This window comes from Shewanella livingstonensis (genome assembly GCF_003855395.1).
Taxonomy (GTDB): Bacteria; Pseudomonadota; Gammaproteobacteria; order Enterobacterales; family Shewanellaceae; genus Shewanella; species Shewanella livingstonensis.
Genome location: NZ_CP034015.1, coordinates 439621 through 457214 on the forward strand (window position 1 = coordinate 439621; position 17594 = coordinate 457214).

Sequence of the window (17594 nt, forward strand, 5' to 3'; positions counted from 1 at the left end):
TACCTTATACAAAGCGATAGTCGAGAGTAATTTTTCGCAACATGGCATCATTAATAATGCTCATATCCTGATGTGTGGTTAATATTACACACCCACCCGATCCTGCATGTTGAATAAAAAGCTGCTCTAGCTCTTCTACACCTTTTTTATCAATTGCGGTAAAAGGCTCATCAAGGATCCATATCTTACAATTGCTGTGTTGTAACCTTGCTAATGCCGTTCGTCGATGTTGCCCTGCAGATAAATGACCAGCAAGCGCTTCTTCAAAACCAGTTAAATTGACTTTCGATAAAATGGCTGTCGTATCGAAATCATCATAGCCACTAATTCTTAAATTGAAGTTAAGATTCTCCTCTGCGGTGAGCTCACTCTTTACACCGGCTAGGTGCCCAAGGTACAAGAGATCGTGGTTAAACTCGTCTCTACAGCGATTGATGTTTTCACCACTATATTCAACTTCACCCGCATAAGGACGTGACAAACCGGCGATGATTCGTAATAAACTGGTTTTGCCTGCACCATTAGGGCCTTCAATTTGGACAATGTCACCTGCATTAATATTAAAACTCAGCTCATCAAATAAAATGCGCTCTTCGCGAATACAGGTTAATTCGTTGGCACTTAATAGTACTTGTGATTGGTTTGTTATGGTCACTTATCCCTCTTATTTTGCGTGAGGATGAATTCAAAAAGATATTAACACAAACACTTTTACCGGTTTAGCTTTGTCACTGATTAAGTGCTAGCAATTTGATATGGTTCCAAAAAAGGACATATAGTTTGAACTTTTTTAATGATTGCTAATATATTACCTGAACTACACAGTTTGTCTTGATTTAGGGCCTAAGCTGAGATTGTTATCACAAAAAGATGAGTTTTTTTGCTATTTGTAGTAATCTAGTACTGCTAAAAATGAGTCTGCCTTCTAAATCAAAGGGCAGCGTTAAGCTTTGTATATTTGCAATTAGGAACGATGAATATGAAAAAATTGTTAGCAATGACTGCAGTAGCTGCCTTAACTTTGTCTGCAAATGTATTTGCTCAAGAAGGTGAAGCTATTTACAATAAAGCGTGTCAAGTATGTCACAGCATGGGCGTGGCCGGAGCGCCTAAAGTCCATGATGCAGCTGCTTGGGAACCACGCCTAGCGAAAGGTTTAGATACCTTAGTGGGTTCGGTTAAGTCAGGTTTAAACGCAATGCCACCAGGTGGTATGTGTACTGACTGTACTGATGAAGATTACAAAAACGCAATTCAGTTTATGTCTAAGTAGTTTTCAACTAGACCAAAAAACCGGCTTAATAGCCGGTTTTTTTATGGGTTAATATGAGTGATGTTAAGTTATAACACTACTCATGTCACCGCTTGTTATTGCACTAAAGTATCTAGGGTTAATGCGGCATTCTCACCCACTTTGATGGCTTTAATGGTACCCTTTAAGTCACCTGTTTGTGGTTTAACACTGCCATTTTTTGACAGTACCGCAATGATTTCTACTTCTCCGACAGAACTTAGTTTTACATCACCCCCCATAGAAGTACTGTCATCAAGTGTGATGGTGACAGGTAAACTACTGGCACTGATTTTAGTCGCTGCTAGCGGTACTTTAGATCCTTGGGTTGAACGTGCGAAAATAAATACTGTATCGGTATCTGCTACTTTGTCAGCCAGTTCTGGGGCAATAGAAACTTCAATAGCGACTGTTTTAGCACTGTTAGTAACGGCTGATTTTTCAGTTGATCCATTTTGTATTGAATCAGATCCTTCATTAAGGCGCATATTTGCAGACTCAATTGCGTTCATTAGTGCTGTTCTGTCAACATCATCACGATCGCTGTCTAAGATCATCTGCCAAGCATTGATTGCTTTTTTGTAGTCAGCGGTAAAGAATGCATCCATACCAACAAGAAGTAGAGTTGAGGGGTCTTGTGGGTCTAAGGCTAAAGATTGATCAATAACAGCTTGAATAGCCGGCGACATCTGTTGATTAGCTTTATAGTATAGCGCTGTCGCCTTAGGTCCAAGGAGTTCAGCTTGCGTACCGACAAGCTCCATGACCTTATCAAATGCGCCTATGGCTTTATCGTATTGGTTGGCAGATATATAAGCATGTCCAAGGCTAAACCAACCTTGGCTATCGTCTGGTTGTGCTTGCACTTTAGCTTCCATCATCTGTACCCGTTGCGACATAATTTGCGCCGGATCCATACCTTGATGTGGATTACTCGCTTGTGGAGGATTAGCTAATTCTTTGTAAGCACCGAGGTGTTGGTATAAGTAACCTGAAACACCTAATAAGCAAATGGTCATAAACGTAGGCCACAACACAGTTTTTGATTTGATTTCTACATCAAGAGAATCGTCACCTTTTTGGCTCATGTCTTGAAGTAGATTGATCTCTAGTTCTTTCTTTAATGCTTCAAATTCGACTTTATCTAACAGTTCATCATGTAATTCTTTTTCAAGAATAGATAAACGTTCAGCAAAAAGTTCAAGGTTAGTTTGTCTACGAACACCAGACTCTTCTGCTTGCAGCAGTTTTTGTTGGCGAAAATGTGGAACCCAAATCATGATTAGGCCGATGAGTACGACAAGCGCAATAAATATCCAAAATGTGGTCATTGTTTCAATATTCACTTTTAGGTTAACAGAGAAAGCGGCTTTACCGCAGTGCTTGGGATCTTGATTATACGTAAAGATTATTAATTGAATAGTAATATAAGGAAGATATGAATCCAAATCCTGAGAGTTGCGTACTGGTTCACAGATTGAATTGTTCATCTAACTCATAGCGAAACTTTGTTAAGGTAATCATGTCAGACTGGTTGTTCTAGTTTTCGTTTTGATTGAATAGATGCTCATAATGAGACTAGTGACCCAAATTTGTACGAAAATGGCAGACAGAAGCCATCGCAAGTTCTAAAATGCGTTAAAATTCGTTTAAGCTAATGTGCGTATATTAGTTTCACCGCATTAATTAGTACTGCCGTGATTTGTTTGTTTCAGATCCGCTCATTTTTTAGACTAAGGAATACCCATGATTCCAGAACTTGGACATTTCTCGCTAATTCTCGGTTTGGCTTTTGCCCTGCTGCTAGCTAGCGTGCCGTTATATGGTTCCGCATGTAAAGATCAGTATCTCGTTCGCTACGCTTGGCCACTGACATACGGAATGTTTTTTTTCATCAGTCTGTCAGTTATTGCGCTAGGGTACAGCTTTGCTGTTGATGATTTTTCTGTGGCTTATGTCGCCCATCATTCCAATTCTCAACTACCAATATTTTTTAAAATTGCGGCAGTATGGGGTGGCCATGAAGGTTCATTACTATTCTGGGTATTCGCGTTGTCTGTATGGACAGCCTCAGTGGCACTATTTAGCAAAGGCTTAGAAGAAGTCTTTACTGCAAGGGTGTTATCTGTTTTAGCGATGATTGTTGTTGGTTTCAGTTTATTTATGATCCTAACCTCTAGCCCATTTGAACGGATATTCCCTATTCCTCTAGAAGGGCGAGATTTAAACCCAATGCTGCAGGATGTTGGTTTAATCTTCCACCCGCCAATGCTGTATTTGGGTTATGTTGGTTTCTCGGTCTGTTTTGCTTTTGCTATTGCCGCCCTTATGAGTGGCAGACTCGACTCCGCATGGGCTCGCTGGAGTCGACCATGGACATTAGCTGCTTGGATATTTTTAACCGGTGGTATTTCATTAGGTTCTTGGTGGGCATATTACGAATTAGGCTGGGGCGGCTGGTGGTTCTGGGATCCAGTTGAAAATGCGTCATTCATGCCATGGTTAGTGGGTACTGCATTAGTACACTCATTAATCGTGACTGAAAAACGTGGTGCATTTCGCAATTGGACCGTATTACTGTCTATTTTTGCTTTCTCGTTAAGTTTACTCGGTACCTTTATTGTGCGTTCTGGCGTGTTAACGTCAGTGCATTCATTTGCAGCCGATCCAAGCCGTGGTTTGTTTATCTTGTTGCTATTAGGTATTGCTATCGGTGGCTCATTAACCTTATTTGCATTCCGCGCCAGCGAAATGAGCAGTCCAGCTCGATTTGAGCTTAAATCGAAAGAAACTATGCTACTTATTTGTAATGTGTTACTCACAGTAGCTGCAGGAACTGTTTTACTGGGTACACTTTATCCTTTATTAATTGATGCATTAGGTATGGGCAAGATTTCTGTTGGTCCTCCATATTTTAACGCCGTATTCGTGCCCATCGTGTTAGTGCTATTTGGCTTTATGGGAATTGGCCCTATTATTCGCTGGAAGAAATCTAAAGCCGGTGAAATTAAAAGGCAATTACTCATCCCAGCTATTATTGCCTTAGTTGTTGGCGTTGCGGCTCCATTTGTTGCTGGTGGCCAGTTTAATGCTTGGGTAATGTGCGGTGTCGCTGCGACAACGTGGATTATGCTATCAACCCTACGCGCTGCTTATAATATGGTTAGCAGTAAAGAAGGTGGCATCAGTCTTAATAGAATGGGGCGTAGTCAGCTCGGAATGTTATTTGCTCACTTCGGTATTGCTGTGTCGGTAATGGGGGCAACCATTGTCTCAAATTACTCGATTGAAAAAAGCGTTCGCATGGGACCTGGTATAAGCCAAGAGTTGGCGGGTTATACATTTAAGTATTTAGAAACTAAAAATGTTGTTGGCCCTAACTATACTGCGCAACAAGGCCAGATCGAGATTTATAAAGATGATGAATTTATCACTTTATTGAAACCTGACCGCCGTCAGTACAATGTGCGTACGATGGATATGACCGAAGCAGGTATTGACTGGGGATTATTCCGCGACTTATATGTGACTATGGGTGACCCGATAAGTTTAACTGAGTTTGCTGTGCGTCTTAATTATAAACCTTTTGTTCGTTGGTTATGGTTTGGATCAATCTTTATGATGATTGGTGGCTTCCTTGCAGCATCTGATAAGCGCTATCGTGTAAAGCAGGTTGTTACAGAAGATGCAGTAAAAGAAAAATTAGCGACAGCTTAATTAACTCGGAGACATTATGAAGAAGTTTGTGCTGTTTATACCTCTGGTCATATTTTTAGGTATGGGCGTGTTTTTATATAAAGGATTATTTTTGAATCCTAAAGTGCTCGATTCAGCATTAGAAGGAAAGCCAGTTCCGGCTTTCCAACTTGAGCGCTTAGAAGTGCCTAGTGAGGTCTTGACTGAAAAAGATCTCCCTGCAAAAGTGTCAATGTTGAACTTTTGGGCAACTTGGTGTCCAGCATGTAAATATGAACATCCTTATTTGATGATGCTATCTAAGCGAAACTTGTTACCCATATATGGTATCAATTATCGTGATGAGAGAGCATTAGCTGTAAAAGAGCTAACCACTCAAGGCGATCCATACACAGTTAACATCTTTGATAAAGATGGTCGTTTGGGCCTTGATCTTGGGGTTTACGGTGCACCAGAAACCTTCATCGTTGATCATAACGGTATTATCCGTTATCGCTATGCTGGTCCTATAGACCAAACGGTATGGACACAAACCTTGTATCCGATGATCCAGCAATTGCAAGCTGAAGCTAAAGTTGATGGAGCATCATAATGAAATTCATATTTAAAATAATGTTGGCTTGCACGAGCTTGCTGTTTACTTTGACTGTAATGGCGACACCTGTCGATACTTATGAGTTTCAATCGGTAGAGAATCAGCAAAGAGCATTGGCACTAGCGCATCAATTGCGTTGTCCGCAATGTCAGAATCAAAATTTAGTTGATTCAAATTCTCCTGTTGCGCAAGATTTACGTCTTGAAGTGTATACGATGGTCGATAGCGGTAAGTCAGACTCAGATATTATTGAATTTATGACCAGCCGTTATGGCGACTTTGTTTTGTACAATCCTAAGTTAGACTCGAAAACATATCTCTTATGGCTTGGTCCATTTGGGCTACTTATTTTGGGTCTTCTTATTGGTTTTATCTTTGTACGAAAGCAACGGATCCAAGCATCTGAGTCCACTACCTTGTCGGCAGAGCAGCAAGCTGAATTAGATGTGTTATTAAATCGTAATAAGACATCTAAATAACAGACTGGAGTATTAACTTTGAAACAGTGGTTTGCATTTATCTTCACGAGCTTCTTTCTTATGGGTATTGCAAGTGTGGTAAATGCATACCCAGGCATGCAAGCTGCGGCTGAGCAAACCGCTGATTCAACACTTGAGCGAATAAACATACTGCCGCAACCATTCCCTATAGCCTTAGTTGATTTTACTGATCTTATTGGTGAGCCGGTTAACTTTGAACAATATAAAGGAAAAGTGGTTGTCATTAACCTTTGGGCAACTTGGTGTCCTCCGTGTGTTAGAGAACTTCCAGCACTCAATCGATTACATCAAACTTTAGATGCAGAACATTTTGCACTATTACCGATTTCTATTGATGCCGAAGCAGTGACAATTGTGCAGCCATTTTTAGAATCTCTTGGGTTAGCTACATTTAATTCGTATTTTGATCCACAACAACAACTCCGTGATGTTTTCCCACTTGATACGATTCCCGCTACTTTTATCTTAAATGAACAAGGTGAGCTGGTGGCCTATGTACGTTCATATGTTGATTGGGATGATAAAAATGTGATTACTTTTCTTGAACAGTTTCGTCAGAACACTAAAAAAGCACAATAAACAGTCAGAATATAACTTAAAATACGAAAATGGATCGCTTTTGGTGAAAAGATCGCCAAGCGATCCTTTTATCTTTAAAAAGGGGTTGCACAAAATCTTGTGTTGCCTATAATGCGCATCCACTGACACGGCAGACAGCGAAAGCGGTCACCGAGTTGGGTTGAGTTAAGTGGTTAATAACACTGAATTCAAGGCGAAAAGAAAGTTTGAAAAAACACTTGACGCCGACACGGGAAAGCGTAGAATACGCACCCCAAGCCAACGACCTAGCGTCTTATGGCGATGTCTGAAAAATCGACATCACGTTCTTTAACAATCTAAACAAGAAATCTGTGTGGACATTCACAGGTATTGAGTTATTCGAAATTGTCTTCTGTTCTTCGGAATGTTGGCAATCAAAAAATTTAAACTCAATGCAACGATGAGTGTTCATAGTAATATGTACAAACGTTATCTAGGTTCTTCGGGATTTAGAAAACAAAATCAGAATTCATTGAGCCGATACATTCTTAAGGGGATGTGTCAAAAGAACTTTAATTGAAGAGTTTGATCATGGCTCAGATTGAACGCTGGCGGCAGGCCTAACACATGCAAGTCGAGCGGTAACACAAGGGAGCTTGCTTCTGAGGTGACGAGCGGCGGACGGGTGAGTAATGCCTAGGGATCTGCCCAGTCGAGGGGGATAACAGTTGGAAACGACTGCTAATACCGCATACGCCCTACGGGGGAAAGGAGGGGACCTTCGGGCCTTCCGCGATTGGATGAACCTAGGTGGGATTAGCTAGTTGGTGAGGTAATGGCTCACCAAGGCGACGATCCCTAGCTGTTCTGAGAGGATGATCAGCCACACTGGGACTGAGACACGGCCCAGACTCCTACGGGAGGCAGCAGTGGGGAATATTGCACAATGGGGGAAACCCTGATGCAGCCATGCCGCGTGTGTGAAGAAGGCCTTCGGGTTGTAAAGCACTTTCAGTAGGGAGGAAAGGTGATGTGTTAATAGCACATTGCTGTGACGTTACCTACAGAAGAAGGACCGGCTAACTCCGTGCCAGCAGCCGCGGTAATACGGAGGGTCCGAGCGTTAATCGGAATTACTGGGCGTAAAGCGTGCGCAGGCGGTTTGTTAAGCCAGATGTGAAATCCCCGGGCTCAACCTGGGAATTGCATTTGGAACTGGCGAACTAGAGTCTTGTAGAGGGGGGTAGAATTCCAGGTGTAGCGGTGAAATGCGTAGATATCTGGAGGAATACCGGTGGCGAAGGCGGCCCCCTGGACAAAGACTGACGCTCATGCACGAAAGCGTGGGGAGCAAACAGGATTAGATACCCTGGTAGTCCACGCCGTAAACGATGTCTACTCGGAGTTTGGTGACTTAGTCACTGGGCTCCCAAGCTAACGCATTAAGTAGACCGCCTGGGGAGTACGGCCGCAAGGTTAAAACTCAAATGAATTGACGGGGGCCCGCACAAGCGGTGGAGCATGTGGTTTAATTCGATGCAACGCGAAGAACCTTACCTACTCTTGACATCCACAGAAGAGACCAGAGATGGACTTGTGCCTTCGGGAACTGTGAGACAGGTGCTGCATGGCTGTCGTCAGCTCGTGTTGTGAAATGTTGGGTTAAGTCCCGCAACGAGCGCAACCCCTATCCTTATTTGCCAGCACGTAATGGTGGGAACTCTAGGGAGACTGCCGGTGATAAACCGGAGGAAGGTGGGGACGACGTCAAGTCATCATGGCCCTTACGAGTAGGGCTACACACGTGCTACAATGGCGTATACAGAGGGTTGCAAAGCCGCGAGGTGGAGCTAATCTCACAAAGTACGTCGTAGTCCGGATCGGAGTCTGCAACTCGACTCCGTGAAGTCGGAATCGCTAGTAATCGTGGATCAGAATGCCACGGTGAATACGTTCCCGGGCCTTGTACACACCGCCCGTCACACCATGGGAGTGGGCTGCAAAAGAAGTGGGTAGTTTAACCTTCGGGAGAACGCTCACCACTTTGTGGTTCATGACTGGGGTGAAGTCGTAACAAGGTAGCCCTAGGGGAACCTGGGGCTGGATCACCTCCTTACCTATACGACTAACTCAATACCTAAAGTGCAGCGATGCATGTGAGTGTTCACACAGATTACTTGTTAACTTCTTCGGAAGTAGAGTGAAATGCGCCGCGAGCCGGTTAGCATTGTTCTTTAACAATTTGGAAAGCTGATAGTACTAACTAAAGGCGCATGGATGATGATTCGTTGTCGTTTGTGTGATTATGTTAGTGCGAAAAACGTTAATGCGAAAGCATTAACACTTGAGTTCTCAATACACTGTTTAAGTGTCTTGAATATTCTAAAAGACTAAGGCGAGTCCACTTCCTGGTCGGGAGTGAGACAAGTAAAAACCAGCTGGTCATGATATGACCCAGAGTTCTTCTCTTGTTAATTCAAGAGTGTGAAACTCATTTGGGTTGTATGGTTAAGTGACCAAGCGTATACGGTGGATGCCTTGGCAGTCAGAGGCGATGAAGGACGTAATAACTTGCGAAAAGCGTTGGCGAGCTAGTAATAAGCATTTGAGCTAACGATATCCGAATGGGGAAACCCGGCCACATAAGTGGTCATCATAACGTGAATACATAGCGTTATGAGGCAAACCCGGGGAACTGAAACATCTAAGTACCCGGAGGAAAAGAAATCAACCGAGATTCCCCTAGTAGCGGCGAGCGAACGGGGATTAGCCCTTAAGTCTATGGGGTGTTAGTGGAATGTGTTGGAAAGCACAGCGGCACAGGGTGATAGCCCCGTACATGAAAACTAACCATAGATGAAAACGAGTAAGGCGGGACACGTGACATCCTGTTTGAATATGGGGGGACCATCCTCCAAGGCTAAATACTCCTGACTGACCGATAGTGAACCAGTACCGTGAGGGAAAGGCGAAAAGAACCCCTGTGAGGGGAGTGAAATAGAACCTGAAACCGTATACGTACAAGCAGTGGGAGCGGTTCTTGAGACCGTGACTGCGTACCTTTTGTATAATGGGTCAGCGACTTACATTTTGTAGCGAGGTTAAGCGAATAGCGGAGCCGTAGGGAAACCGAGTGTTAACTGCGCGTTTAGTTGCAAGGTGTAGACCCGAAACCGAGTGATCTAGCCATGGGCAGGTTGAAGGTTGAGTAACATCAACTGGAGGACCGAACCGACTTATGTTGAAAAATGAGCGGATGACTTGTGGCTGGGGGTGAAAGGCCAATCAAACTCGGAGATATCTGGTTCTCCTCGAAAGCTATTTAGGTAGCGCCTCGAGCGAATACCATTGGGGGTAGAGCACTGTTAAGGCTAGGGGGTCATCCCGACTTACCAACCCTTTGCAAACTCCGAATACCAATGAGTACTACTCGGGAGACAGACAGCGGGTGCTAACGTCCGTTGTCAAAAGGGAAACAACCCAGACCGTCAGCTAAGGTCCCAAAGTACTAGCTAAGTGGGAAACGATGTGGGAAGGCTTAGACAGCTAGGATGTTGGCTTAGAAGCAGCCATCATTTAAAGAAAGCGTAATAGCTCACTAGTCGAGTCGGCCTGCGCGGAAGATTTAACGGGGCTAAGCTAGTCACCGAAGCTACGGGTGCATTTCATTAGAAGTGCGCGGTAGAGGAGCGTTCTGTAAGCCGTTGAAGGTGAAGGGGTAACCCACGCTGGAGGTATCAGAAGTGCGAATGCTGACATGAGTAACGATAAAGGGAGTGAAAAACTCCCTCGCCGAAAGACCAAGGGTTCCTGTCCAACGTTAATCGGGGCAGGGTGAGTCGACTCCTAAGGCGAGGCCGAAAGGCGTAGTCGATGGGAAACAGATTAATATTTCTGTACTTCTGCTAACTGCGATGGAGAGACGGAGAAGGCTAGGCTAGCGCGGCGTTGGTAGTCCGCGTTTAAGGTGGTAGGTTGATTTCTTAGGCAAATCCGGGAAATCGTACTTTAATGTACAGGCTGAGAGCTGATGACGAGTCACTAAGGTGATGAAGTAGTTGATGCCATGCTTCCAGGAAAATCTTCTAAGCTTCAGGTTAGTAGGAATCGTACCCCAAACCGACACAGGTGGTCGGGTAGAGAATACCAAGGCGCTTGAGAGAACTCGGCTGAAGGAACTAGGCAAAATGGTACCGTAACTTCGGGAGAAGGTACGCTGCTGTTGGTGATGGGACTTGCTCCCTAAGCTGACGGCAGTCGCAGATACCAGGTGGCTGCAACTGTTTATCAAAAACACAGCACTGTGCAAAATCGCAAGATGACGTATACGGTGTGACGCCTGCCCGGTGCCGGAAGGTTAATTGATTGGGTTATCTTCGGAGAAGCTCATGATCGAAGCCCCGGTAAACGGCGGCCGTAACTATAACGGTCCTAAGGTAGCGAAATTCCTTGTCGGGTAAGTTCCGACCTGCACGAATGGCGTAATGATGGCCACGCTGTCTCCAGCCGAGACTCAGTGAAGTTGAAATTGCGGTGAAGATGCCGTATACCCGCGGCTAGACGGAAAGACCCCGTGAACCTTTACTATAGCTTGGCACTGAACATTGAACCTACATGTGTAGGATAGGTGGGAGACTTTGAAGCTTGGACGCTAGTCTGAGTGGAGTCAATCTTGAAATACCACCCTTGTAGTTTTGATGTTCTAACTCTGGCCCCTTATCGGGGTTGAGGACAGTGCCTGGTGGGTAGTTTGACTGGGGCGGTCTCCTCCCAAAGAGTAACGGAGGAGCACGAAGGTTGGCTAAGTACGGTCGGACATCGTACGGTTAGTGCAATGGCATAAGCCAGCTTAACTGCGAGACATACACGTCGAGCAGGTACGAAAGTAGGTCATAGTGATCCGGTGGTTCTGAATGGAAGGGCCATCGCTCAACGGATAAAAGGTACTCCGGGGATAACAGGCTGATACCGCCCAAGAGTTCATATCGACGGCGGTGTTTGGCACCTCGATGTCGGCTCATCACATCCTGGGGCTGAAGTCGGTCCCAAGGGTATGGCTGTTCGCCATTTAAAGTGGTACGCGAGCTGGGTTCAGAACGTCGTGAGACAGTTCGGTCCCTATCTGCCGTGGGCGTTGGATGATTGAGGGGAGCTGCTCCTAGTACGAGAGGACCGGAGTGGACGAACCGCTGGTGTTCGGGTTGTCATGCCAATGGCATTGCCCGGTAGCTACGTTCGGAATCGATAACCGCTGAAAGCATCTAAGCGGGAAGCGAGCCCCAAGATGAGTCATCCCTAGAGCTTTAAGCTCTCTAAAGGGCCGTAGGAGACTACTACGTTGATAGGCAAGGTGTGTAAGCGTTGTGAGGCGTTGAGCTAACTTGTACTAATGACCCGTGAGGCTTAACCATACAACCCAGATGGGTTTTACTGACCTTAGTGTTAGAATGAAGCGCTTAAACGGTGTGAAGAGACTCAAAGTAAGATAGAAGCAATCAGCTTTCCGAATTATTATTTAATGCCTAATGAAGAGTTAGTGTGTTAGATATGCAAATTTGTCTGGAAACCATAGAGCTGTGGCACCACCTGATCCCATTCCGAACTCAGAAGTGAAACACAGTATCGCCGATGGTAGTGTGGGGTCTCCCCATGCGAGAGTAGGTCATTTCCAGGCGCCTAATTTCTCTTTTACGAAAGAGAAAGTCTACTGATAGTGACATATCAGCGACTTAAAAAGATTTAGCATCGTGCGTAAGCAATTTGCTAAAGGAGCGGTAGTTCAGTTGGTTAGAATACCGGCCTGTCACGCCGGGGGTCGCGGGTTCGAGTCCCGTCCGCTCCGCCAATTACATAGAAGCCTCGTCTTAGACGAGGCTTTTTTGTGTCTGCAATTTGGTCAAATGCGTCAAGACCATGTACCGATCCGTATTAAATTATGATCTAATACACTCATCATTTTCAAATTATTCTATTCAGTGAAAAATTACACATCTATTGAACTCGTTAAATTATCAATATCAGAAAAAGACGCCCGTATGCGTATTCGCATTTTGGCTATCTCTTGCTTCTTAGAATGTCACAATCGTGCTCAAGTTGCTCGCCAACTAACGGTAAGTCGTCGCAGTGTCAATGAATGGGTTAAAAACTACTTAAATTCTGGCATTGATGGTTTGAAAGCCAACATGATCTCGACAAATGCTCATAAAAGCTTCAATATCTTTTTTATTCATGAGTATCTGCCTATCTTTAACTCTCAATAGAGTACGTTTTGATAAGCAGTTACACAAAACTAGTTACAGTCTCGGATTGGAATAAATCAATAGTAATAGCACGATTTCTTATCTTGATGTTGCTTTAAAAATTAGTCTTTTGGTATTGATGTTATTTATAAAAGCTCATTATATCCCTCAATATTATCAACACTTGTCTACTACAGCTTAGAGATTGCTAAACAATAACTGTTTATCTATCTATTTCATTTAAATTTTTGAGTTACATCTGTTGAATTGTTGTAATCCATTCATCTACTTATGATCTAATTTCCTATCATATCGATCTATTTTCTTGCCATTCACATATTGGTCGCCTAAGTTAGTGCCAATTGGATGGGATGAGGAATTACGATGAAGTTAGAAATGATTTGTACAGGTGAAGAAGTTTTATCAGGTCAGATAGTTGATACCAATGCTGCTTGGGTTGCTAATACCTTGATGGAGTTGGGTATCGAGATGCAACATCGAGTAACCGTTGGCGATAGAATGGATGATCTCATTGCTGTATTCCAAGAGCGTAGCAAGCATGCTGATGTGATTATTGTTAATGGTGGTTTGGGGCCGACCAGTGACGATATGTCCGCATTAGCAATGGCTAAGGCTAAGGGTGAAGAGCTTGTTGAGAATGTTCAATGGCGTGAACATTTAGAAGACTGGTTTACTCGTAATAATCGCGTTATGGCTAAGAGTAATTTAAAGCAAGCCTGGTTACCGGCTTCGGCAATTATGGTTGATAACCCTGTCGGTACAGCTTGTGGCTTTAGAGTAAAGTTAAATAACGCGTGGCTATTTTTTACTCCAGGCGTGCCATTTGAATTGAAGCATATGATCACCGAACAGTTTATTCCTTTTATTACTCAGGAGTATGGTGTTCAACAAAAGTCAGCCTTAGAAAAACTGTTGACGATTGGCCATGGTGAATCATCTTTGGCTGATACCTTGTCCGAGGTGATTTTGCCGGAAGGTATTGAGTTAGGTTATCGCTCATCAATGCCCCACATAGAAATTAAGGTTTTTGCTCGTGGTGACAAAGCTATTCGCCATTTGCCTGACGTTACCCGTCAAGTAAAAGCGTTACTTGGTACTGCGGTAGTTGCTGACAATCGTCCGACATTGGCCGCTGAGATCCATCATCGTTTATATCAATCTGGTTTGAGTTTAAGTGTGGCTGAGTCTTGCACTGGTGGGATGATCACCAGTCAGTTGATTGACTTTGCGGGGAGTTCTTCATATTTACATCACGGTTTAGTGACTTACAGTAATGAGTCTAAAGTGAAAGTCTTAGGAGTTAACCCACAGATATTGGACGATCATGGCGCGGTTTCTATTCCTACGGTTGAAGCTATGGCGCAAGGCGTAAGGGCTATTTTAGACAGTGACTTTGCATTAGCGACGAGCGGTATTGCTGGCCCTGACGGTGGAACCGATGATAAGCCGGTAGGAACCGTTGCCATTGCGTTGGCAACAAAACAGGGGGTATACAGCCAAATGGTTAAATTACCAAAACGCTCGCGCCAGCTTGTTCGCAGTATGAGTACAGCTATTGCTTACGATATGCTTCGACGTGCATTACTTGATGAAGCTGTCATAGTTGATTACCCATCAATAACTCGGTTCGCCAAGTAAGTTTATGCTAGCTTGCTTATCACTGTGATAAGCAAGCTAGCGTTATTGGCTAGTCAGTAAGATCTTCAGACAATTGATTATTTTTCGCTTTTTGATAAAAGTAAGCCACTGTCAGCAAGATGATCCCAATCAACATAAAGGCGACGATTTTCTGAATTAATTCAAATGACGCCATATCGATAAATATCACCTTGAAACACGCTAATGCAAATAGCAGAGCAGCAAGCCTGACTAAACTTGCTTGTTTAGGCCGTAAGCTAATAAACATCACCACACTGGCGTGGACAACGAGTAAGACCGCACTCATAGGTGCAGCAAAGCTCACATCGAACTGATAACTCCATAATAAGTAACTTATCACCAGCAAAGTATGCCATGCCCATTTGAGTATCATTGGAGTCGTCATTTTTCTATGCGTTCGAATACCCAAACGTGGAGCCATTAAATATCGTCCTAACAAAACGAGTGTTCCAAGCTCTGCTATGTTGATCAGAAAATTATCTAGACTCAAACTCAACTGTATTTCGCTGTGGAACAAGATGGGTAAAATGGCGCAAGTAAAAATAGCAAAATAAGCTAAGCGATAACTCGGAGCTAAGGCATGCTTTAAACGTTGACCTATACGATTGCTACGCTCAGTAATAATACAGAAATAACCGCAGACTATTAGTGCGGTAATAGCCCACGAAGGATGGAATAAGTTAGTTAATGTTTGGCTTAGGACTGCAATAACTAAGGCCATATAGTATGGGCCAATATGCCACTGTAAAGTCGTTACTTGTTGCCATTTTTTTGGTAATTGTAGATAGCGTAAGGTAATAAATCCAATAAATAATAAACCTAAAGTGAGTGCTACAAGCCCTTGCCATAGTTCTGCTAGACACATTGCAGCAGTGATCATGGTTGCTAATACCGTGAGTATTTGTGCTTCATAGCGAAGACTTTTGTGGTTAACAAAATAGGCTAAACCTACACTCGCAATGCTACTTAACCACAAGTAAATCCCGATGTAATCAGGATAGCTACGGACTACTTTTGGCAATAATACTAACGGTAGTATGAGGTAGCACGCTAATTGAATATAGTAAGCAAAGCGAACTAGCTTGGCATCAGCATAATATTTTTTGTACCAATAATAAGCCAGTAATAATCCTATAAAGAGTTCAATACGGGCTAACTTAGCGTTCATCGCTTGGTCTGCAAAACTAAGGCTATTGGCATCTAACATGCCAAAAATGACTAAACCTAATAAAGGCAGTTGCCATAACCAGGCTAATATTTCACTAAAGCGTAAGCCGTGCTTAGCACTCATGTACAAGAGTAATAAACTAACCAACGGCAAAGTATTAAGCCAATATACATCCGAGATGAAATAACTAATCAACACTAACGTTATTGAGTAAAGAACCCCGAGTAATTCGTGAAAAAATCGCACTGCAAGATGATCGAATTTGATTAAGTTAGCCTGATGCTTGCTAAGTACTTTCTGTGCAGCATATGTCATCGCACAGGTTATCAGCATGACTAGACTCAATAATACTTGATAACCCAATATACCTTCATCATTGTAATGCGATTGAGTCAGGGCATCGAATACATTAACAAAGCTACTGATAACACCTAAAATCAATAGTAAGTATGCTTCTGCACGAATGGGACTAAACAGATGTTTGCAGCCAATCCATAATAGTAACAAGCCTTCTAGTAACAATACTAAGCCCATGAGCTCAGTGCTGAGTAAAAACAGTGCAGCAAAGCCTGCAAAACTCCCCGCAAAGGCTAAAGATAGTGCGCCAATATCCTTGTCGCGTTTAATCATCCAATACAATAGCGTGCACAGTAGTGCATTAAGCGCAAATAGCTCACCGGCAAAAACACTCCACTCAGCTAAGGTGTAAAGGGTAAATACCATTAATGCTATAGGTACGGCTAGGAGCCTAGGCGTCAATGTAGATTTTATAACAAACAATAAACTGGCAATGCTGTAGAGATAAAACAAACCATTAATTGTTAGCAATGCTAAGCCGGTTTGCCAATCGATGATTGAAAATGGTAATGGAATGAATAAGCTGAGTATTTGGATACAGGCAATATGAAGCAATGCCGTGACTTCGATTAATATCGGCCAAGCTAACTTATGGCTTTGCACCATAGAGCAGATACCGATAAGCATTAAGTAAGGTAAATATAATAACGGCGTTTGGCCACCATCAAGTAGCATCAGCGGTGCGAGTGATCCGCCAAGTAAGGCGACAATCGCAACCACTTTGGTGTCGAGTTTAAACGATAAGCTATAACCCAATATCGTATTAACTAATAACAAACCAAAGCAGGCAATATCAGCAATAATATTAAAGTACGGTCCGAGGAAATACAGGCACAAATAATTGAGAATAAGCCCAAGGCCAACGAGGCCAGAGCCAAAGTCTTGCATTCCTTGGCGTTTCTGCCGAATAAACACTCCACCAACAATAATACTATTTGCTACCCCTAAACCGAGTAATGCTTTGCCCAGCTCTGAAAACCAGTTGTTAATTGAAAACTGCAGTAAATAACCAAAGCCTAAAGTCAGTGTAATAATGCCTGCAACTGTCATTAAAAAGACAGGACCTAAGCCCTTACTTTGATAATGTTTATAGAACTCTTTTGCTTGTTCGGTTAATCCAGAAAACGGAGCAAATGCAGAAGCACTGAACTCACCGATAGCGTCAGCTAATTGAGTTACCATCAGACTTAGTGCACTTTGTCTGGCGGGTGCGGAAGGCAAATGGCGCGAGTTGCTCGGCTGATCATTCCAAGCTGATGGCGAGTGATGGGGGGTACTTGCTACGTCACTGTTGTCATTATCTAGGCTGTCATGTGTATTACTAAGCGAAATATCATCAGATAACGAAGTGGATTGTTGATCGTTATTTTGCATCTGCACTTGCAGCGATAATGCATCAAGCTGTTGGCTAAATTGAGCGAGTTGTCGATTTAGATCTGCTTGTTGAGCACCTTGTTGTGAGGCAAGTTCGGCCAGTTGTGCTTTTAATTTTGCTACGTCATCCATTAACGGCATCATTTATCCCATG

10 protein-coding genes, 1 tRNA gene and 3 rRNA genes are annotated in these 17594 nt (G+C 43.4%); 11 read left to right on the forward strand and 3 right to left on the reverse strand.

What is annotated here, in order from left to right:
- Positions 1–4: 4 nt before the first annotated feature.
- Positions 5–655, reverse strand: coding sequence for a cytochrome c biogenesis heme-transporting ATPase CcmA (gene ccmA / locus EGC82_RS02085; protein WP_415837604.1), 651 nt, complete (start codon positions 653–655; stop codon positions 5–7).
- Positions 656–979: 324 nt separating this feature from the next.
- Between ccmA and EGC82_RS02090 the strand changes: the two genes are divergently transcribed.
- Positions 980–1273, forward strand: coding sequence for a c-type cytochrome (locus EGC82_RS02090; RefSeq protein ID WP_124729289.1), 294 nt, complete (start codon positions 980–982; stop codon positions 1271–1273).
- 95 nt (positions 1274–1368) lie between these two features.
- On the opposite strand, the gene ccmI is transcribed toward EGC82_RS02090, so the two are convergent.
- Positions 1369–2622 (reverse strand): c-type cytochrome biogenesis protein CcmI, encoded by a 1254-nt coding sequence (gene ccmI, locus EGC82_RS02095; protein WP_124732534.1) that lies wholly within the window; start codon positions 2620–2622, stop codon positions 1369–1371.
- A 415-nt stretch (positions 2623–3037) separates the two neighbouring features.
- Between ccmI and EGC82_RS02100 the strand changes: the two genes are divergently transcribed.
- The 10 genes from EGC82_RS02100 (at position 3038) to EGC82_RS02145 (ending at position 14520) form a co-directional block, all read left to right on the forward strand.
- Positions 3038–5008: a heme lyase CcmF/NrfE family subunit gene (locus tag EGC82_RS02100; protein ID WP_124729290.1), complete on the forward strand. Its 1971-nt coding sequence runs from the start codon at positions 3038–3040 to the stop codon at positions 5006–5008.
- A gap of 16 nt (positions 5009–5024) precedes the next feature.
- Entirely contained in the window at positions 5025–5579 is a 555-nt protein-coding gene (locus EGC82_RS02105; RefSeq protein WP_011635673.1) for a DsbE family thiol:disulfide interchange protein, read from the forward strand.
- A complete protein-coding gene (gene nrfF, locus EGC82_RS02110) occupies positions 5579–6061 on the forward strand; it encodes a heme lyase NrfEFG subunit NrfF (protein WP_124729291.1) in 483 nt (160 codons plus the stop codon). Before EGC82_RS02105 ends, nrfF begins: the two co-directional genes overlap by 1 nt.
- 60 nt (positions 6062–6121) lie before the next feature.
- Positions 6122–6661 (forward strand): TlpA family protein disulfide reductase, encoded by a 540-nt coding sequence (locus tag EGC82_RS02115; protein ID WP_124732535.1) that lies wholly within the window; start codon positions 6122–6124, stop codon positions 6659–6661.
- Between the two features lie 534 nt (positions 6662–7195).
- Positions 7196–8738 (forward strand): 16S ribosomal RNA (locus EGC82_RS02120).
- A 390-nt stretch (positions 8739–9128) separates the two neighbouring features.
- Positions 9129–12033: ribosomal RNA gene (locus tag EGC82_RS02125) — 23S ribosomal RNA — on the forward strand.
- Positions 12034–12180: 147 nt separating this feature from the next.
- Positions 12181–12296, forward strand: a 5S ribosomal RNA gene (gene rrf, locus EGC82_RS02130).
- The 16S, 23S and 5S rRNA genes sit together here with 1 tRNA gene alongside, the layout of an rRNA operon.
- A gap of 94 nt (positions 12297–12390) precedes the next feature.
- Positions 12391–12467, forward strand: a tRNA-Asp gene (locus EGC82_RS02135).
- Positions 12468–12657: 190 nt separating this feature from the next.
- Positions 12658–12882, forward strand: coding sequence for a helix-turn-helix domain-containing protein (locus EGC82_RS02140; protein WP_124729292.1), 225 nt, complete (start codon positions 12658–12660; stop codon positions 12880–12882).
- 363 nt (positions 12883–13245) lie between these two features.
- The gene (locus EGC82_RS02145) at positions 13246–14520 is read left to right on the forward strand and encodes a CinA family nicotinamide mononucleotide deamidase-related protein (protein ID WP_124729293.1); all 1275 of its coding nucleotides are present in this window, start codon (positions 13246–13248) and stop codon (positions 14518–14520) included.
- Between the two features lie 49 nt (positions 14521–14569).
- Here EGC82_RS02145 and EGC82_RS02150 read toward each other — a convergent pair whose 3' ends face one another.
- On the reverse strand, positions 14570–17581 hold the full coding sequence (locus tag EGC82_RS02150; RefSeq protein WP_124732536.1) for a DUF2339 domain-containing protein: 3012 nt from the start codon (positions 17579–17581) through the stop codon (positions 14570–14572).
- Positions 17582–17594: the final 13 nt, after the last annotated feature.